Annotated in this window: 15 protein-coding genes; 5 read left to right on the plus strand and 10 right to left on the minus strand. The window is 33.0% G+C overall.

Annotated features, from left to right (window positions below):
• Positions 1–4 precede the first annotated feature (4 nt).
• The 6 genes from D1815_RS16190 to D1815_RS16215 form a co-directional block, all read right to left on the minus strand.
• Entirely contained in the window at positions 5–2,398 is a 2,394-nt protein-coding gene (locus D1815_RS16190; RefSeq protein WP_118388215.1) for a TonB-dependent receptor domain-containing protein, read from the minus strand.
• A gap of 74 nt (positions 2,399–2,472) precedes the next feature.
• Positions 2,473–2,760, minus strand: a complete 288-nt coding sequence (locus tag D1815_RS16195; protein ID WP_120650229.1) for a hypothetical protein — start codon at positions 2,758–2,760, stop codon at positions 2,473–2,475.
• Between the two features lie 57 nt (positions 2,761–2,817).
• Positions 2,818–3,666, minus strand: a complete 849-nt coding sequence (locus tag D1815_RS16200) for an alpha/beta hydrolase family protein (protein ID WP_369899317.1) — start codon at positions 3,664–3,666, stop codon at positions 2,818–2,820.
• Positions 3,667–3,668: 2 nt separating this feature from the next.
• Positions 3,669–6,404, minus strand: coding sequence for a PD-(D/E)XK nuclease family protein (locus tag D1815_RS16205; protein ID WP_118388219.1), 2,736 nt, complete (start codon positions 6,402–6,404; stop codon positions 3,669–3,671).
• A gap of 72 nt (positions 6,405–6,476) precedes the next feature.
• Positions 6,477–7,874, minus strand: a complete 1,398-nt coding sequence (locus D1815_RS16210; RefSeq protein WP_118388221.1) for an OmpA family protein — start codon at positions 7,872–7,874, stop codon at positions 6,477–6,479.
• 284 nt (positions 7,875–8,158) lie between these two features.
• Positions 8,159–11,311, minus strand: coding sequence for an exodeoxyribonuclease V subunit beta (locus D1815_RS16215; protein ID WP_118388223.1), 3,153 nt, complete (start codon positions 11,309–11,311; stop codon positions 8,159–8,161).
• Positions 11,312–11,513: 202 nt separating this feature from the next.
• Here D1815_RS16215 and D1815_RS16220 point away from each other — a divergent pair, with 202 nt between their 5' ends.
• On the plus strand, positions 11,514–12,122 hold the full coding sequence (locus tag D1815_RS16220; RefSeq protein ID WP_027394591.1) for a superoxide dismutase: 609 nt from the start codon (positions 11,514–11,516) through the stop codon (positions 12,120–12,122).
• A 268-nt stretch (positions 12,123–12,390) separates the two neighbouring features.
• Here D1815_RS16220 and D1815_RS16225 read toward each other — a convergent pair whose 3' ends face one another.
• Both D1815_RS16225 and D1815_RS16230 read right to left on the minus strand, forming a co-directional pair.
• On the minus strand, positions 12,391–14,289 hold the full coding sequence (locus D1815_RS16225; RefSeq protein WP_118388225.1) for an amidophosphoribosyltransferase: 1,899 nt from the start codon (positions 14,287–14,289) through the stop codon (positions 12,391–12,393).
• Positions 14,290–14,393: 104 nt separating this feature from the next.
• On the minus strand, positions 14,394–15,323 hold the full coding sequence (locus tag D1815_RS16230) for a PfkB family carbohydrate kinase (protein WP_027394589.1): 930 nt from the start codon (positions 15,321–15,323) through the stop codon (positions 14,394–14,396).
• Positions 15,324–15,593: 270 nt separating this feature from the next.
• On the opposite strand from D1815_RS16230, the gene D1815_RS16235 reads away from it, so the two are divergent.
• Together D1815_RS16235 and D1815_RS16240 are read left to right on the plus strand one after the other, a co-directional pair.
• Positions 15,594–16,670 carry a carbohydrate-binding protein gene (locus D1815_RS16235; protein ID WP_120650227.1) on the plus strand — a complete coding sequence of 359 codons (1,077 nt, stop codon included), beginning with the start codon at positions 15,594–15,596 and terminating at the stop codon, positions 16,668–16,670.
• Positions 16,671–16,913: 243 nt separating this feature from the next.
• Positions 16,914–17,984, plus strand: a complete 1,071-nt coding sequence (locus D1815_RS16240) for a matrixin family metalloprotease (RefSeq protein WP_120650225.1) — start codon at positions 16,914–16,916, stop codon at positions 17,982–17,984.
• Positions 17,985–18,080: 96 nt separating this feature from the next.
• On the opposite strand, the gene D1815_RS16245 is transcribed toward D1815_RS16240, so the two are convergent.
• Positions 18,081–18,716 (minus strand): viroplasmin family protein, encoded by a 636-nt coding sequence (locus D1815_RS16245; RefSeq protein WP_118388227.1) that lies wholly within the window; start codon positions 18,714–18,716, stop codon positions 18,081–18,083.
• 2 nt (positions 18,717–18,718) lie between these two features.
• The gene (locus D1815_RS16250; RefSeq protein WP_118388229.1) at positions 18,719–19,297 is read right to left on the minus strand and encodes a phosphoribosylglycinamide formyltransferase; all 579 of its coding nucleotides are present in this window, start codon (positions 19,295–19,297) and stop codon (positions 18,719–18,721) included.
• Positions 19,298–19,472: 175 nt separating this feature from the next.
• Here D1815_RS16250 and D1815_RS16255 point away from each other — a divergent pair, with 175 nt between their 5' ends.
• Complete coding sequence (locus D1815_RS16255) at positions 19,473–19,706, plus strand: acyl carrier protein (RefSeq protein ID WP_027394586.1); 234 nt, start codon at positions 19,473–19,475, stop codon at positions 19,704–19,706.
• Between the two features lie 17 nt (positions 19,707–19,723).
• Positions 19,724–20,977, plus strand: a complete 1,254-nt coding sequence (gene fabF, locus D1815_RS16260) for a beta-ketoacyl-ACP synthase II (protein ID WP_027394585.1) — start codon at positions 19,724–19,726, stop codon at positions 20,975–20,977.
• Positions 20,978–20,979: the final 2 nt, after the last annotated feature.

Here is a 20,979-nt window from a genome sequence, read left to right on the forward strand (position 1 = left end):
AAATTTAATAGTTAAAAGTTAATCTTAATAAAAAGTTTCGTCCCACTTCATCTGCAAAATAGCGTTGACGGTTCAAATAATTTCTATATTTTTTATTTGTAATATTATTAACGGTCATCCCAATATTCAACTCATTTTGTTTAAAAAAAGGAACCGAAATATCTGCATTCATATGTAAAAGATGATAATCACCAGGTGGTGTATTAATATCTAAAAGAACGTCTTCTTGTTCTTGAGGTGAAAAAACAATGATATTATCAGGAAATTCATTTTGTCTAAAAGTATAATCGCTTTCAAGACTCATCACTAAGCCCATCCACTCCTCTTTTTGAAAAACAATACTATTGCTAAAATTAGCTGCTGGAATATTGATAAGAGGTATTTCAGTCTCAGTATCTTTTCCTTTAACCAATGAGAATCTATGATTAGTTTGCCAATTGGCAAACCATTTCTTAGTAAGTTTAGCATCGACACCTAATAATCTCGCATTAGTTTGTCGATATTCCCAAACTGGGAATGCTCCTCTTATAGAAAGTTCAACATCCGTAGGCTCTAATAGTATATAATCATTAATAAAGTTAGCATATGGCGCTATTTCCCAACTCAAATCATCATCATTTTTCTGAAAAGAAAATGAAATTTTATGAGATGTTTCTTGATCAATCCTTAGATCTCCAAGTTCGATTCTAGATGCTGAATGGTGTAAACCATCACTAAATAATTCTGAAGGGTTTGGCGCTCTCTGAGCTAATGCATAATTACCTCTTAATTCATAACTATCTCCGAAAACATAATTAAATCCTGTAGTCGCCGAAATACTATGATAATCAAACTTAGGATTTGTAAGCCATTGCGTACCTTCGTCCGCAATAATAAGATCATTAAATTCTTGATCATACCCTCGTTCTTCCCATCTAGTTTTTATATAAAACTTCTTTGCATCAATTTGGTTATAATCATATCGAACACCCGCATCAATTGTTACATTATCATTGATATCATATTTACCAGAAATAAATAATCCCGCATCATATTTATCATAATCTGGAATCAATCTTCTTGCTCTTGTACTAGGGTCAGCAAAATTATCCTGATAGCGCATTACTATTCCAAAATCTAAATTATAATCAAATTTAGCATCTAGAACAAAATCCGAAGTCAGTGTATGTGTTGTAAGTTCCAAATCTAAACTTGGAATTTTTCTTAACTCTTCTGTTTGTCTAATATCAAATTCAAAACGTTGGTTATGTTGGAAATCGTATTGAGTAGTCCATTTACCTAATTTCTCGAATCTCTTAAAGTAACGTAATCTACCTAGATGATGTGTAACATCTTGTTTTGGATTATCGATAGTATATGTGAAATTTTCTATAACAGATGGTTCTCCACTATTAATAGATTCAATAAGGTCATCTGCATTTCCAATATGGGATGCAGCTAGAACTCCTATTTCATTTTGGTAGTATGAATAATAAACGTCCCAACCTTGTGTAAATTTATTATTTCCAAAGGACAAAGATCCGCCTCTTTCAAAAATACCAGTATTAGACAGGATATAATCAGGTGCTTCTACATCACCAAATCTTTTTAGGGTTCCTTGGGCTTTCCAAAACCAACCAGATTCATATCCTTTTATTATTTCGGAAGAAATCGTTCCACCTCGGCCATTAGAAGCTCCTGTAACGACAGTTTTTCCAAACAATGTATCTTTGGCCGGAACCTTGTTAGGTTCCATAACAATGACTCCTCCAATAGCATCTCCACCATAACGAAGTGCTGCTGCTCCTTTAACAACAGTTACACTACCAGCAGTATTAATATCTACATTAGGTGCATGTTCATCTCCCCACTCCATATCCTGCATACGTACACCGTTGTTCATAATTAATACTCTACTTCCACTTAAACCTTGAATAATTGGTTTTACAATTGTAGAGCCCGTATTGAGAGAAGAAACACCAGTAATCTCTCTAAGTGCATCTCCCAAAGCTGCACTACTATATCTTTCAATAACATTTTTATTAATAGTCTCTTCTTGCGAAGAGGATGTTTTAGTTCTATTATTGCCAGAAACCTTCACTTCTAACAATTCGTTTAAATGGTGTTCTAAATAAAAGTCTTTATTCGAAATTTCGTTTATATCAATAGTAACGACCTGAGAATTACAATCCTCATGCGATATCGTAAAAGCGTAAGATGTGGCACAAAGCCCTGAAATTTTATACATCCCGTTACTATCAGTTTTAATTATTGTATTATTAAAAGTAATTGTTGCTCCTTCTAGAGAAACTCCGTCGTGAAAATCAATTACACGGCCAGAAAGCGTTTTATTGCAATCCTGAGCGAATATGTGATTAACTACTAGAAGAAACACAATACATAATATGTTTCGTTTCATTTTAAAAATAAAAAAGGGTCGCTATTGCAAGTTGGGCAATAGTAAATAGGTATCAACACCTGATTGGTTAGTATTTAAACTAAAGGTGGTGCTTTATTTAGAAAAGAATAATTAGTTTCTCTATCAAAATAGATATCAAAACTATTGATCTGAATACGATCAACTGGAATAGAAACTACATTTGGTGTTTCTAATACACCTATAGGTATAAAATTATCATCCAGATTTTCTGGAGCTAATTGACACATCTCGCAATCTACTTCATTATCATCATGACCTACAATGTGTAAGTCTGATAACTGTATAAAACTGAATAATATCAGTAAAACAGTAGCAATGATATGTCTGTTATTAGACTTCATAATCGCAAATAAACAAAAAAAAATCAAAATCCTTCCAAATTCAATAATTAAAGTGTGTTAAAGTATTCCAAATTCTATAGATTTTTTGGTGATCGTTGATAAATCTTCAGGCATCTTCTCTTGACTCCAAGGATGTTTTGCTCCGAAAACATGATCCGCTCCAGAAACTAAATACAGTTCGCTATTAGGATTCCAACTATTCAAATCTTCTGCTTCTTTCATACTTACCGTTGGATCTTCTGTACCATGAATAATCAAGTAAGGGACTTTTACATTCTTAGCAGCTTTAGCAATAGTGAGTCTTTCTTTATTTTCGACAAAAGTGGTATAAAATTGAAAATCATGAGGCATTTTCTGTTTTGTTCTTCCATTTTCTACATAAAACACACCTTCATCCTTCCAAGATTGAAATGTAGCACCTTTAGGAAATCTACTTTCATAATCCGACACACCTGCCCAGGTAATAAGCTTAGAGATTCTTGAATCTTCAGATGCTTTAATCGTTGTGATTCCGCCTGCGCGAGAATGCCCTATAAGAACAATATTATTCGGATTTACATATTGTTGATATTCAAAACTCACAGAAGTAACCTGATCTAAAACACATTTTAAATCATCTAATTCTATCAAGTAGTTATTGGTTCCAAATGCATCTAAATCCGGAAAGTCCATTGGTTGTTCTATTGTACCGCCATTATGAGAAAAATTAAACTTAATAAAGAAAAAACCAGCTTGTGCAAAAGTATTGGCTACCAAATCCCACGCACCCCAATCCTTAAAGCCTTTATATCCGTGACAAAAAATAACGATAGGTTGTTTGTCTTTTTTATTGTTATAAAAAACATCCGTTAAAATAGGTTTATTATGTTCCCCCTTAAGTATTATATTCCTTTTTGCCGTAATCATAACTAAACTTCTTTTTCTGTAAATGGAATTTCTAAGGTAGAAATTTCTATAATCAATTTTTTAAGTTGTAATAAATATTCGTCAAATATATCTGAGGTAACCTCATAATCAACTTTCCCTCTTACAGATGTTTTAGTCCCAAATTTCAAAAATCCCTCTTTAAGATTTTTAAAAGAAATAATTCCTGCTTGAAAAGATGACGATAGTGGCTGTTCATTATGCTGCATATACGCATATGCCAGTATTTGTATCACTTTACTATACTTATAATCATTAGTGATCACTTCCCAATCCATTAAAACGACATCACTTTTATTGACCTTACCTGTCTTGTAATCAATAATCCTTAACTCACCGTCTAGTTCGTCAATGCGATCTACTTTTCCTTTTATAAAAACTGGAAAATCAAGTTCAGGTATATTCAATTCAGTTTTTAAATTACTTTCTATCGCTATAATTTTTAACTCCGATCCTGATATCAGAAGTTTTTCTTCTGATTTTAGAAAATTATAAATATACCTTTTTGCCACTTCAAAAATAAGTAAGTTTTTACCTTGGGTAATGTCTAATTTAGAATACTCTTTATGAAAATGATACTTGATTACTTCATCAATCTTAGTAATCATTCTCTGAACATCTGTAATAGATACATACTTATTTTCTAAAGGTTTATATAAATCCTCCAGTGTATTATGAATGACTGTTCCCAGTGTATTAGCAGCTATCGTTTCTTCTACTTGATCACTTTCTTTGATCCCTAATATATATTTATAATAAAAATCAATTGGGTTTCTAATATAAGCTGTTAATGCTGAAGGGGATAATCCGTTCAAAGCTAATTCCTTAATTCTACCAATAATGGATATCTCTTTCGAAATAATGATGGGTTCGTGACTTAATTTTGGTATTTCTGAAGAAGCTATATATTTAGACAATTGATGTTTATCAACTTTATCTATTTCGAGCTGATATAAGAATCTACTTTTTTCTCCACCACCAACACCATCATCTTCTGTGTTATAAATAAGATATATCGTCTTAGCTCTCTGAATTAAACGATAAAAGTGATACGTATATATTGCATCCTTTTCTTTATATGTCGGAAGGCTATATGCTCTCTTAAGATCATAAGGTATAAAGGAGTTCATACTTTTTCCTGCAGGAAGAATACCCTCGTTAACGGAAGTAAGTATAACTGTGTCAAAATCCAAACAACGTGATTCTAACATTCCCATCAACTGCAAACCCTTAAAAGGTTCTCCTCTAAAATCTAACGTTTCTGCATTAATTATATCTCTATATAAATAGTATAAAGAAGCTATTGTTGTAACATATTGATAACTGTTACACAAAACTAACAATCTATTAAAAACAACATGAAAATGATATATATACTCTAATTCTAATGGAGATTTTTCTTTGTCTAAACCGTTTTTTAATAATTGAATAATTTTTCTACATTGTTCAATTGCATTTAATGCATTCTTCCAAGGAGCAAATAAAAGCTTAAGTATTTCATTTTTCTTGTCATCAGTTTCATTTTGCAATTTTTCTACGGTAACATAAACCAAATTTTCTTTTGAAATCTTGCTAATTAATTCATTAGCAAAAGAGCCCAATAACCATTGTGCTGGTTGACTATTTAAAATCTCTACCACAGATTTATAATACAACCCTTTGTGGTGAGTTGCTTTATGAAGCGAAAACAACAATTCAAAAAATGAAGATACAGGCACTTCCTTAAGTGGTAATCCCATTGTGATATTTAAAGACTCAATCGTGTCTGGCAATGAATTAAGAACAGGTAATAACAAAGATTCATCTGCCAATACCAATGCCGTTCGTTCTAAATCCTTTGATGGAATAGATCTTAGTATTTGTCCAGCTAATTTAGCTTGGCCAATATTTTTAGGAACACCAATTTGCTTAATATCCTTTGAAGAAGAAAAATTATCCTTTATCCATTTAAATGAGTTGTCCTTGTAATACTCCCAATTATCTTTATAATCTCGTATAAATAATGAAGCTTCGTGATACTTATTCTCTAAAAAGAATGTATCAGCATCCCAATATACCTCCGCAATCTTAGCTTCTAATAATGATTGAAAAATTATTTGCTCAGCATTGTTTAATGCATTAAATCCAACTAAAATATGCTTCTTAGTATTCTTCTCAATATAATCAGTTACATTTTCTGAAGCTTTACGATATAATAAACCTTGATATCCTACTTTCTTATCAAGTAGTTTGGTTTTAAAATTATTATAATATTCAGACAGATTATTCCAAAAGCTAATGTACTTCTGTATCAATTCTGTCTTTTCTTTCTGAAGATACCAATGATTCAAATCCTGAATTCCCGCTAAGTAAGAAAAAAAGCTATCGTTATCAATACAATATCTATCAATTTCATTAAAATCCTGTACCAAAGTCTGGGCCCAGCTACTGAAAACTTCTAAACTTTCCTTTTCTAAATGCGCATGTGTATTTAAATACGTTTCATAAAAATCAAATAACGTTTGAATTGTATCGATCTGACGTAATCCAGATAATTCTGTAATAAATTCTTCTATGCTATATATTATAGGAGCAAAAAAGGTTTTATCACTGTATAGTTTAAGCAATTCTCTTTTGAGAAAAAGTCCTGCTCTTTTACTAGGAAGAACAAAAATAAGCTCACTAATATCGTGATCTTTTGCCTGTATTTCTGATATGACTTCTTTTAAAAAACTATCCACCTATTAAAAATAAAAAACGTCCCGAATAATCGGGACGTTTTATCTATGTATTATTTATTTAGTGAAAAATAATTACTTCACTAAGTTGATCTCAACACGTCTGTTTTGTGCTCTACCAGCTCTTGTTTTATTAGATGCAACTGGTCTATCTTCTCCATATCCAACAGCAGATAATCTGAACTGATCGATACCATTACTAGTTAAGAATGTCTTAACAGCATTTGCTCTAGAGTCAGATAATTTCTGGTTGTTAGCTGCTCTACCTTGACTATCTGTATGCCCTTCGATAACGAATTTAGCAGTAGGATACTCCTTAAGGATACCAATAATATCGTTCAATACTTTAGTAGACTGATCTTTGATAGTTGATTTACCTGAATCAAATAATACTTGAGCAGCATACTCATTTAATGTTTTCTGAATTTCTTCAGTTACTTCAGGACAACCATTGTTAGCAACAGTACCAGCAACATCAGGACAGTTATCGTCTTTGTCTAATACTCCGTCACCGTCTTTATCTTGGTAAGGACATCCGTTGTTAGCAGCAGGACCAGCTTCATTAGGACAACCATCTTTAGCATCAGTGATTCCATCACCATCAGCATCAGGACATCCGTTTAAGTTAGCTAAACCAGCAACTGTAGGACACTCATCTTTAGGATCAGCAATTCCGTCACCGTCAGTATCAGCACATCCGTTAAATTCAGCTGTACCAGCAACATCTGGACAGTCATCTTTAGCATCAGTGATTCCATCACCATCAGTATCAGGACATCCATTAAATTCAGCTAAACCAGGAACGTCGATACACTCGTCGTCTTTATCAAATACACCATCACCATCAGTATCTTTACCTCCGAAAGCGAAAGTAATTCCTGCAGAATGTTGGAAATGAGTTGGAGGATAACCACCAGTCTCATAGTCCTCAAAGACATGCTTGTAAGTAGTTTGAAGATTGAACGCAAGGTTTTCTGTTAACCATAGGTTAAGACCTAAAGAACCATTTAAAGTTCCAGCACCAACTTCATCAACCCAAGTATAACCTCCACCTACACCGAGGTATGGATCAAACCACTTAGATTTTATTGCGTTTTTAAAACTATAACTTATTGTTCCATCCGCTGCGTAATAAGACAAATCACCAGGGTTAGGAGTTGGAGATCCATCAGGATTTTCTCCAAATTTATCAATTTTATTAACTGTACCAGCGACCGTAAAAGTAAATCCGTCTCCTATATATCTACCCACCGATAGCTTAGATACAGATGGAAGAATGTTCCAGTGGTCCGTGGCATTAAAAAACTCGTCAAAGATTTCTCCCTGTACAGGTAAATCTCCTCCAGTAGGAAAAATATCAACAGCATTAACGCCAATCGATATTGCCCAAGGGTTATTTTCATCCTGTGCATTCGCAGTACTAAACCCAAGTACTAATAACGAAGCCACTAAAAATCTGCTAAGATGTTTCATATTCAATAATTTAATTTTTAAGTGTTAATTAGAGCAAATGTAATATGTTAAAAATTACTGTCAAAGACAAAACTAATAAATTTTTCTTAATAGGCCAGTGTATATCGACCTTTGCGAAGTTTTTGAAGCCTTATTTTAAGTCCCTAAGCCCTTTACAAATGTGAAAAAAATGACGTATTAAGCTGAAATTTATGATTCTAATTTTTATAATTACGGTACAATTATAAGATAAAAATATTTTTTATCCGTAAATTTCTACTAGTAATTACGAAAATAATTGTTATTTATATATATTTTAAAGTGATTTCGGTGTTAAAATATACTAGTATCTTTTTACTTAGTTTGTATCCTAACTTTTGAAGAAGCATGCTGTACTCCTCAAGTTGTTTAGCATGAGACGAACTATACTCCCCTGTCTTATAGTCAATTACAGAAGCAAACCCGCTAGAGTCAATTGTAACTCTATCAGGTCGATAGATCTGACCATTTGAAATGATATCCCTTTCGTTTAGTACGATATTACTATCCGAAAAATATTTAAAGAGTTCTGGGTGATCTAACACCATTTTTAACTCCTTATGAAGCGATTCTTTATCTAAATGACTTATTAAGCCGGTTTCTAATGCATTTTCCACCACGCTATCTAAATCTTTATAGGTATAAATAGAAGCCATTAATTCATGAATTACATTTCCTTTTTCTATAGCAGATTCCTGCAACGTACCCCACAGTTTTCCTGAATTAGTTACGACATATACTTTGTATTTCTTTTGAGAATTCTCCAGCCTACGAAGTACTATGTTTTTTGTTTTTGAATCATTAACTATACCTTCTGTATCTGGTTTTTTAGGATTCCCAAATTCATACAACAGTTGTTCATTATTCCATCTACCAATATGTTTTAAATAATTAATAAGTTTCCCTGAAAATTTATTGAAATTTGTTTCTCCTTTACTGTTAATTTCCGCTTTAGAAATAACATATAGCTGCTCTTCTGCTCTCGTTAAAGCAACGTATAATAAATTAAAAGTATCTAACTCTAATTGAGATTGATGCTCCCGCACAATCTGTTCTGCCTTTATACTATATTCTGACAACTGTTTGCTATAGTTTATAAAAACCTCTTCAAACCCATTAAAATCATTTTTAGAAACCGGAAACCATGTTTTTGGTTCTATTTCTCTATAAATATCAATATTCGCATATGGATAAATCACACAAGGAAATTCTAATCCTTTAGATTTATGTATGGTCATTATTTGAATTGCTTCTTCTCCTTCGGGAGCTATGATACTTAATTTCTCCTTTTTATGCTCCCAGTAAGATAAGAACCCTACAACACCTTCTGCGTTTTTTTGAGTGTACGCAAAAATTACATCCAAAAGAAACTGCACATATGCTGGTGATGCTTCCGTGAGTTTAAAGCTACTTACTATGTATTCTACGGCTTCATAAAAAGGCTTTATATCTAATTGATGAAAACTAAAATCTATTCCTAATAATTTAAGTTGATCGCAAAACTCTCTTTTATTTGTAAAAACTAATTTGCTTAAAAAACGATGCTGTTCTGAAATAGAAAACTCCTCTGTAATAAAATTTAAAATTCTTGTTTTAGACAACAGTTCATCTGGATACACAAACCAAGTAAGCATATCGATAACAAAACATACTTTAGGATCATTTTTAAGCAATAGCGTTTCTGATGAAATAATCGAAAGCCCTTTTTCTGTTAAAAAATCAGCAATCAAAGCTCCTTCCTTTTGTTTTCTGGTTAGGATGCATATTTCATTTAACAAATATCCTTTTCCCCTAAGTTCTAAAACCGAATCATAGACTTTCTCTGGATAAAGTTCATTTTCTTCTGTTACGTTTTTAGCCTCTATAAAAGAAAGTTTTACATATCCTTCTTTCTTATCATTATATTCCTGATTATTTCCTAGTAGATATAATTTCTTATGTAAATCATTACTGAAATCATTTGATAAAAAAGTAAATAAATCATTATTAAACCTAATAATCTCTTGATGACTGCGATAATTTCTGGGTAAATTCAGAACCTGTTTTTCTTCAATAGAAAATGGATTTTGATCCAAGGACAAATCAATAAACTGTTCTGCTTTTCCTCCTCTCCATCGATATATGGCTTGTTTAGCATCTCCTACTATCGTCAATTGCCCTCTTTTACCACTTAATGTTTCAGAAGATATTGCATTATCAATTAAAGGGATCATATTATTCCATTGGAGCTCCGAGGTATCCTGAAACTCATCTATAAAATAGTCCCTATAACGTTCACCTAGTCTCTCATATATAAAGGGCGCAGGTTGGTCTTGAATTGCTTCACTTATTATTTTATTAAACTCCGATATCAGTAAAATACTTCTTTCTTTTTTAATATTTTGAAGTTCTTTATTAATAATATTTAATACAGAAAGCGGAATTAAATTTTTAATAATATTTTCATAAAGCTTTATCGTAAGAATTTTTTGCTTCGTATCTAAAAAAACTTGTTCGATCAAAGAACGTATTGCATCTATCGATTCTTTCTTAACTACATCCAACTTAGCGCTATAAAATGAAGCCGCTTGAATACTCTGTTTCCAAGAAGCCTTGAAATCAACATTAGTATCCCCTTGTTCTAATTTTTTAAAATGGGCCGGAATTGATCCACGAGTAAAATCTTTATGTTCTATTCCTTTTTCTCTTATTTGATCCAGAATTTCTTTAGAACTTGAAATAATACTCTTTTTATCCTTTGAAATTCTTGAAATCAGAGTCGTTTTTAAGCCTTTAAAATCTTCTGCTGTTTTATCAGAAAGATTATCCAAGTGCATACGATCATTTTCACTAAATAATAGACGTGCTATCTTATTTAACTCAACTGTAATATCCCAATTCTTATCATCTTCTAATTTACTTAATGCAAAATCTATAATCGTTTTTGTAAGCTCTTTATCCTCTCCTACTTTAGCTATAATAGCATCGACTGACTCTTCAATTAGTGATTCAGTATCCATTTCTATTTCAAAATTCATAGGGATACCCAAATCGCGGGCAAATGTTCTTATTACTCGATGCGTAAATGTATCTATTGTTACGATATCAAAAGCTGCATAATTATGCAATATGCTTTTAAGAATCCTATCGGCTTTTTTCTTTATTATTTGTTCCTCTAAACCAGTTTCCTTAATAATATCATCCACTAAAGATTGATACTTTGATGATAGTTCTACATTACTTAACCCAACTAGGTTTTCCAAAACTCTAGTTTTCATCTCACTAACAGCTTTATTTGTAAAAGTAATCGCCAAAATATTTTTATAAGCATCTTGATACTCACCAGTAAATAGTGCTATCAAATATGACTTTACTAATGTATAGGTTTTTCCAGCGCCTGCTGCTGCGTTATAAATTGTAAAGGGATATGGAGATTTCAAGTCTGTTTTTTTACTAAAGTATCAAAAAAGCGTAGTTTTCAAAGTCGAATTACTATTAAAAATAAATTTAACTCTATTAGATCATAAGAAGGTGTTTGAAAAAAAATCAATTTAATTAATTTATAACAGATATTAATTTTTATTCATCGCTCTTATTCCTAAATTTGGTTTCATTTTTTTCTTATTAACTAAAAAATAGATTATGTCATTCGAATTACCAAAATTAAACTATGCCTTTGATGCACTAGAACCTAATATAGACGCTCGTACCATGGAAATTCATCATGATAAGCATCATGCTGGATACACTAGTAAATTAAATGCGGCTATTTCTGGTACAGATTTAGACGGTAAGACTATAGAAAACATTCTGATAAACCTAGATATGTCTAATGGAGCTGTTAGAAATAATGGTGGTGGTTTTTATAATCACAGCTTATTTTGGGAAATCATGTCTCCAAATGGAGGAGGCGCTCCTTCTGGTGAGCTAGCTGATGCAATAAATAATGCTTTTGGTTCTTTTGAAGCTTTTAAAGATGCTTTTTCTAAAGCAGCAGCAACACAATTTGGTTCTGGATGGGCTTGGCTTTGTGTTCTAGAAGGCGGTAAAGTAGAAGTTTGTTCAACTCCTAACCAAGACAATCCTTTAATGCCAAGCACTGGTTGTGGAGGTACTCCAATTTTAGGGTTAGATGTTTGGGAACACGCTTATTATTTAAACTACCAAAATCGTAGACCTGATTATATTAATGCTTTTTTTAATGTAATTAATTGGGATGAAGTTTCTACCAGATACGCTAAGGGCAAATAATAGTTCAGTCATATAAAAAAGAAAAAGAGTCGTATTGTATATACGACTCTTTTTTTATATAAATATTTTACGAAATATTATAAAATAAAAAAAGGTGGAAATTCCACCTTTTTTTGCCCCAAATCTACCATGAACTTAACCTACTTATGCTATGGCTCTGCTAATATAAAGCGTTATTTCATTGTGTAAAAATGTTTTAGATGAAAAGCTAAAATACTTGTTGAAATACACAAATTAACTGATTTTAACAACGCAGAAAATTATTTTTTTAGTACGCTCGCTCATCTTTACCTTCGAAAAAGTTTATAAATGCTTTGTTCACTACTCTATTACCCCCAATAGTAGGATAATCTCCTGTAAAGTACCAATCTCCTAAATTCTTAGGGCACGCAATATGTAGATTATCCACAGTTTGATAAATAATTTTTATTTCTGCATTTACTGTTTCATCACTTAACAATTCAGCGATCTTATCACTTATTTCTTGATCCGTAAAACCTTCATATATTTCTTTCACAAAATTCTGAACATCTTCATCTGCAAGATTTTCCTGCGCTTTACACTTTTCATATACCTGTTCTACTAAATCATAATTACCATTCTCTTTTAGTAAAGCTAATGAAGCTTTAAAAGCAATAAGCCCTTCTAGCCTGGCCATATCAATTCCATAACAATCAGGATAACGAATCTGCGGTGCAGAAGAAACTACAATAATCTTTTTTGGCTTTAGTCTATCAAGCATCTTGATAATACTCTTCTTTAGTGTAGTACCTCTTACGATACTATCATCTATGATCACCAAATTATCTTCAGATTTTACTACACCATATGTAACATCATATACGTGAGCCACTAAATCATCTCTACTACTGTCTTCTGTTATAAACGTTCTTAGTTTAGCATCTTTAATAGCTAATTTTTCTGTCCTAAGTCTAGCAGAAAGTATTTCTGACAAACGTTCGTCTGTTAATGACTCTTTTTCAGAAAGTATCGTTTCGTTTTTTTGTTTATTAAGTTCATCCTGAGCTGCCTCTACCATTCCGTAAAAGGAAGTTTCTGCAGTATTAGGAATAAAAGAAAACACTGTATTCACTGTATCGTGATTAATTTCTTTTAACACCTGTGGCATTATAAGTTTCCCTAGTTTTTTTCTTTCTTCATAAATTTCGGCGTCACTCCCTCTAGAAAAATAAATACGTTCAAAAGAACACGCTTTTCTTTCTAAAGGTTCAATGATCTTACTTATAGATGTTTTTCCATTCTTTTTAACAATAATGGCTTTTCCAGGGTCCAATTCGATCACTTTATCAAAAGGAACATTAAACACCGTTTGAATTACTGGTCTTTCTGAAGCCACTACAACTACCTCATCATCCTGATAATAATAAGCAGGTCTTATTCCTGCAGGATCTCTAAGCACAAAAGCATCTCCATGTCCTAACATTCCTGCCATTGCATATCCTCCATCCCAATCTCTTGAAGATTTTTTAAGTATTTTGGCAACGTTTAATCTTTCTACAATTTGTGGAGATGCATCAACTTTACTAAAACCTTCTTTTTTCAGTTTCTTATATAATTTAGCTACCTCAGAATCTAAAAAATGTCCAATTTTCTCCATCACGGTAACGGTATCAACATGATCTTTTGGATGCTGACCTAATCGTACCAAATTATCAAATAGCACATTATTATTAGTCATATTAAAGTTACCCGCCACGATAAGATTACGATGCATCCAATTATTTTGTCTCAAAAACGGATGGACGCTTTCTACACTGTTTTTTCCAAAAGTTCCATAACGAACATGACCTAAAAGAACCTCTCCTATATATGGAATGTTTTTTTTCTGTAAATCAACATCATCAGCATACTCTGGATGTTCGACAAGTTCTTTATTAATTCTATCATTAATCTGGGAGAATATATGCTGAATTGGCTGAGAGTCGCTCGAACGAACTCTACTTATATACCTCTCTCCTGGAGGTGTATCTAATTTGATACTTGAAAATCCAGCTCCATCTTGTCCACGATTATGTTGCTTTTCCATCATCAGATACATTTTATTTACTCCATAAAATGCACTTCCGTATTTCTCCTTATAATACTCTAATGGTTTTAGTAGTCTAATAAATGCTATTCCGCATTCATGTTTTAAGGCATCACTCATTGTATTCCAAAAATTCTATTGTTGTGTTTGTATATCGTAGGTCTAATATTAATAGCCAATTAAAAAAGCCCTTACACGAAACGAGCAGGGCTAATTATTTATCATTAAGACAATTCTATTTCAAACTGCGTAAGTTCCTTAAATTGCTGAAGTCGTTTCTGAACTTCTTCCCGTTTTAAATTCTCCATTCTTTCCGTTCCAAATTTCTCTACACAAAAGGAAGCCAAATTAGAAGCGTGAATAATTGCTTTCTTCATACTCTCAAACGAAAGGTCTCCTGTTTTAGTCAAATATCCTGCAAAACCTCCTGCAAAAGTATCTCCTGCTCCAGTTGGATCAAAAACTTCTTCTAATGGTAATGCAGGAGCAAAGAAAATTTGACCATTATGAAATAACAGTGCCCCGTGTTCTCCTTTTTTAATCACCACATATTTAGGCCCCATCTTTTCGATCACTCTTGCTGCTTTAACCAAAGAATACTCACCACTTAACTGCCTTGCTTCTTCATCATTGATAGTAATAACATCTACTTTGGCAATTACTTTATGCAAATCATTGATAAATGCATCTTCCATCCAAAAGTTCATAGTATCTAGTATTGCTAACTTTGGCTTTACCTCAAACTGTTCAAGAACACTAAGCTGAACCAGTGGGTTTAAATTACCTAATACTACAATCTCAGCATCTTTATAACTATCCGGAACAACCGGCTGAAAATCTGCAAGTACATTAAGCTGCGTTTCTAAAGTATCTCTAGAATTTAAATCATTGTGATACTTACCTCTCCAGAAAAAAGTTTTTCCACCTTCTACAATTTTTATTGCAGAAGTATCAATATTCTTTTCTTCTAGTGTTTTAAAATAGTCTTTAGGAAAATCTTCTCCAACAACCGAAACAATTGCTGATGGAATATTAAAGTTAGAAGCCGAAAGTGCGATATAAGGTGCTGCTCCACCTAAAATTTTGTCTGTTTTGCCAAAAGGCGTCTCGATTGCATCAAAAGCAACAGAACCTACTATCAATAATTTGCTCATAAAATAGCTTATAATTTTTTTGCAAATATACGCTTTACTTTTAAGTAATTATATGATTGTAACAAACTTGGTTACTTCAATAATCTTCATGTGTTTAAAAGAACGTATTGTTACTTAATATAAACTTTTTACACCTCATAATTACTTCCTAAAAAACTAAAAATCGTTTGTAAATAAAATATTTAATGAAAGATATTTTACCTAGAAAAGGTAGGGTCTTCATATTTATAACTGTTTTCTATATAACTAATACACAAACTTTATATTATTATGAAAAAAGCCAAATTAACTAAACTGGTTTTAACAACTTTGATTTCATTTTCATTATTTAATTGTGAAAAAGATTCTGAAGATGTTTTTGAATCGAATCAAAATGAAGCTGCAAAATCAGCTCATGTTTGTATCGAAAAATGGAACACAGGCGACAACAATTCTAAAGCTGCTAGCCTAAAAGCCAAACAGTGGCAAACTGGTCAAACTATCCGAGTAAAGTTTTTAAATGGAAATAACTTTGTTCAATCCAAAGTAAGACAGTATGCTATAGAATGGGAAAATCATGCTAACATTAAATTTGAATGGGTGGCGTCTAATAGTAGTGCAAACATTAAAATTGGTTTTAGAGAAGGCCAATTTGCAAATGATGGAGGATCTTGGTCATATCTTGGAACCGATTCGAATAATCAAGCGCACAGTATGCATTTTGGGTGGTTTAACAACAATACTTCCGATACAGAATTCAGAAGAACTACTATTCACGAATTTGGACATGCACTTGGTTTAATTCACGAACATCAGAATCCTGTAGCGGGCATAAACTGGGATAAAGAAGCAGTATATGCATATTACGCAGGACCACCTAACAACTGGAGTAGAGATCAGGTAGACAATAATCTTTTCAGACGTTATGATGCTAATATTTCGAACTACAGTGTATACGATCCAAAATCTATTATGCACTATCCTATTCCAGCAGAACACACTACAGATGGTGTTGCTGTAGGAAGTAATACGCAACTATCAGCAACAGATAAATCTTTTATAGCTTCTATTTATCCAGGTACTACTTCTGGTGGAGGCAACTGTGATGGTGTAGCAGCTTATAATAATAATACTTCTTATTCTGTAGGTGATAAAGTAACTTATCAAGGTAATTTATACCAAAGAACTGCAAGTGGATGGAATAATCTTGGAGCTTGTGATAGTGTTCCTAGTACTGATATTTGTGATGGAGTAGCTGCATATAGTGGTAGTACTTCTTATTCTATTGGTGATAAAGTGACCTATCAAGGAAATCTATACCAAAGAACTGCAAGTGGATGGAATAACCTTGGAGCATGCGGTAGCTAATAATCACAAAAACTTATTGCTTAAATAACACCATTATAAGCAATAAATAGAAGTACCCTGAAGTATAAACAACAGGGTACTTCTATTCAATTTTAACAATTTTATCAGCACTGATATTAATTGATGTTTTTATGATTTTACCATAATAATTTTACGGTTAAAAATTATTTTCCTTCAAAAAAACTTGTTTTCTTACTAAAATTGTGTTAATTTTATGAAATATTTAACAAACTCAACTACATTATGAAAACAAATAAGTTCGCCAGACTAGCTCTGGCTATACTAGTCTCATTTTCTCTTTCAAATTGTGATAAGGATACAGAAGATGTTTTTGAAACGAATGAAATTGATTATGCTAAAAGTGCACATGTATGTATCGCTAAGTGGGATTCTCCTTATGGCGCAAAAGCTACCAGCGTTAAAGATAAACAATGGGAAACAGGTCAAACGATTAGAATAAAATTTTTAAACGGAAGCAGCTTTGTTCAATCTAAGGTTAGACAATATGCTGTGCAATGGGAAGACTATGCAAACCTTAAGTTTGAATGGGTTTCTTCAAACAGTAGTGCAAACATCAAAATTGCTTTTAGAGAAGGTCAATATGCAAATGAAGCAGGTTCATGGTCTTATTTAGGAACTGATTCTAACGATTTTGCACATAGTATGCATTTTGGGTGGTTTAATGATAGTACCACGGATGCAGAATTTAGAAGAACAACAATCCACGAATTCGGACATGCATTGGGATTAATTCATGAGCATCAGAATCCTGTTGCTGGAATTAATTGGGATAAAGAAACTGTTTACGCATACTATGCTGGACCACCAAATAATTGGTCTAGAGCACAGGTTGACAATAACCTTTTTAGACGTTATGAGGCTAGTATTACTAATTATAGTACATATGATCCCCTATCAATTATGCATTACCCAATTCCTGCAGAGCATACATTGGATGGAGTTGGAGTAGGTTCTAACAATCAATTATCTGCAACCGACAAAGCTTTTATTGGTTCCATCTATCCATTTCCTGATACAGGTGGTGATCCTTGTGCCGGAGTAGCTCCATATAGCGGAGGTGTTTCATATTCCGTTGGAGATCAAGTAACTTATAACGGAGATTTATACCAAAGAACTGCTAGTGGATGGTCTAATCTTGGAGCGTGTGGTCCCGTTAGCACTGATCCTTGTGATGGTGTAGCTCCATACAATGGTAGTACTTCGTATTCTACCGGAGATCAAGTGACTTATAATGGAGATTTATACCAAAGAACTGCTTCAGGATGGAGTAACCTAGGACCTTGTGGTGGATAAAAATCATTCACAAAACAAGTAAAATATTAAAAAATGCTCTGATAAAAATTTCAGAGCATTTTTTTTAACAATAGTAATTAGGTAGTATTCGGAATTTTATTTCCTACCAAAATCAGCTGGAATTTCTCCCCATGCTTTGGTCTCCCATTTCACAATTGTAGTAGTATATTTATTTTCTTTGAGCCACAGAATTGCACGATCCACCAAATCAAACATCTCTCTATTCTTAGAATTACGTGTTAGTTTTGTCTTACACATTTTTTTTTGCACCCAACCCATAGCAATTCTAGAATCTGTATATAAAATTCGATCGCTTCCTTTCTTTTTTAGATATGCCAATCCGTGTACTAAAGCCAAAAATTCACCTATATTATTTGTTCCCTGAGGAAAAGGACCTTGATGAAAAAGTTGCTTCTCTGTTTGTGTATCCACGCCTCTATATTCCATCTTACCAGGATTTCCGCTTGATGCTGCATCTACTGCAATAGAATACAAGTTAGGTTCTCCTATTTTTGCCAATTGTTCCTTAGTAAGAGAAGATTTAGGTTTACTTTTCCCTTTATAATCTTCATAATTACCATTGTATGCCTTTTTGGCCAAATCAAAAGATTCGAATGACTTAAATTTTGCACTAGCATATCCTTTTACCGCAGCTTTACAATCATCCCATTTGGTATAAATTCCAGGTTTGTGTCCTTCCCAGACAACATAAAACTTTTCCTTTTTTGCCATAATTATTTATCTCCTTCAGAAAACAAAAGTTCTTCTATAACGATAGGAAAGTGTTTATATTCTAATTCATGAATTGCCCTGGCGACATCATCAGCTGAGTAATGCTGCTCTACAGGAGTTTTTGCCTGAAAAATAATGGCACCTTCATCATAACGTTCATTCACATAATGAATAGTTATACCTGTTTCTTTTTCCTTATTTCTTACTACTGCCTCATGCACGTGGTTACCATACATTCCTTTTCCACCATATTTAGGAAGTAATGCTGGATGTATATTAATCACTTTATTAGGAAAAATATCAATAATCTTTTTAGGAAAAATCCATAAGAATCCCGCCAAAACTATTACATCAGGCTGTGCGTCCTTTAATATATTTAATACATCATTAGACGTATAAAATGATTCTTTATCAAAGTGTAAGGCCTTTACCTTAAGGTCATGAGCACGTTTTAAAACTTTGGCACGCAGGTTGTTAGAAAACACATGTGTAACCTCGGCATTTTTCCGTTCTTGAAAGTATTTAATTATATTCTCGGCATTGGTACCGGAACCGGAAGCAAAAATTATGATACGCTTCATAGATAGAGTTGTTTTAGAGAGCACAAAAAAAATAATTATTATCCATTTTTAGGTAGCAAAAAGCCAATACTTCCATATATTTGATAAAATACAAATACATTTTTAGCGGATTGTGGGGTTTTAAAATAAAGTTTTTTATTTTTGCCACCTAATTAAAAAATTAAAATTAAACATTATGTCAGACATTGCATCAAGAGTAAAAGCGATAATCGTTGACAAATTAGGAGTAGACGAAAATGAGGTTGTAACTGAAGCTAGCTTCACAAATGACCTAGGCGCTGATTCGTTAGACACTGTAGAATTGATTATGGAATTCGAAAAAGAATTCGATATTCAGATTCCAGATGATCAAGCTGAAAACATTGCAACAGTTGGTCAAGCAATATCTTATATTGAAGACGCAAAGTAATAACTTCACAACACAATATGAATCTTAAGCGAGTTGTAGTCACAGGACTAGGGGCATTGACGCCCATCGGTAACAATATTGAAGAATATTGGGATGGATTAGTAAATGGTAAAAGCGGTTGCGCACCCATTACATATTTCGATACCGAACATTTCAAGACTAAATTTGCTTGCGAAGTCAAAAATTATAATCCCACAGATTATTTCGAAAGAAAAGAAGCACGTAAACTTGATAAGTTTGCGCAGTACGCTATTGTTTCTTCTGAAGAAGCTATAAAAGATGCTGCTATCGATCTTGAGAAGGTTGATAAATTTAGAGTTGGTGTTATCTGGGGTGCTGGTATTGGTGGATTAGAAACTTTTCAGGAAGAAGTAATTGGTTATGCCAATGGAAATGGAACACCGCGTTTCAATCCTTTCTTCATCCCAAAAATGATTGCCGATATTGCTCCTGGTCACATTTCTATTAGAAATGGTTTTATGGGACCTAATTATACCACGGTTTCGGCTTGTGCTTCATCAGCCAATTCTATGATCGATGCTCTAAACTATATTCGTTTAGGACATTGCGATATCATTGTAACAGGAGGAAGTGAAGCAGCAGTTACAATTGCTGGTATGGGAGGATTTAATGCTATGCATGCATTATCTACAAGAAATGAGAGTCCGGAAACTGCCTCGAGACCTTTTGATGCAACCAGAGATGGTTTTGTCTTAGGAGAAGGTGGTGGTGCTCTTATCCTTGAAGAATATGAACACGCAAAAGCACGTGGCGCAAAAATCTATGCAGAGGTTGTTGGTGGTGGAATGTCTAGTGATGCTTATCACATGACTGCCCCGCATCCAGATGGGATTGGAGTAGAACGTGTAATGCTTAATTGTTTACGAGATGCAGGTGTAAACCCAGAACAAGTAGATGCTATAAATACTCATGGAACATCTACTCCTTTAGGAGATGTTGCAGAATTGAAAGCTATTACTAAAGTTTTTGGTGATCACGCACCTAACATGAATATAAATTCAACAAAATCTATGACTGGACACTTACTTGGTGCAGCTGGAGCTATAGAATCAATTGCTTCTATACTTGCAATGCAACATAGCATCGTGCCTCCAACGATCAATCACACTACTGTGGATGAAAACATAGACAACAGGTTAAATTTAACACTAAACAAAGCTCAAAAACGTGAGATTACGTATGCAATGAGTAACACATTTGGCTTCGGAGGTCATAATGCTTGTGTATTATTTAAAAAACTAGACGAATAATA

This window comes from Aquimarina sp. AD1 (genome assembly GCF_003443695.1).
In the GTDB taxonomy this organism is placed as follows: domain Bacteria; phylum Bacteroidota; class Bacteroidia; order Flavobacteriales; family Flavobacteriaceae; genus Aquimarina; species Aquimarina latercula.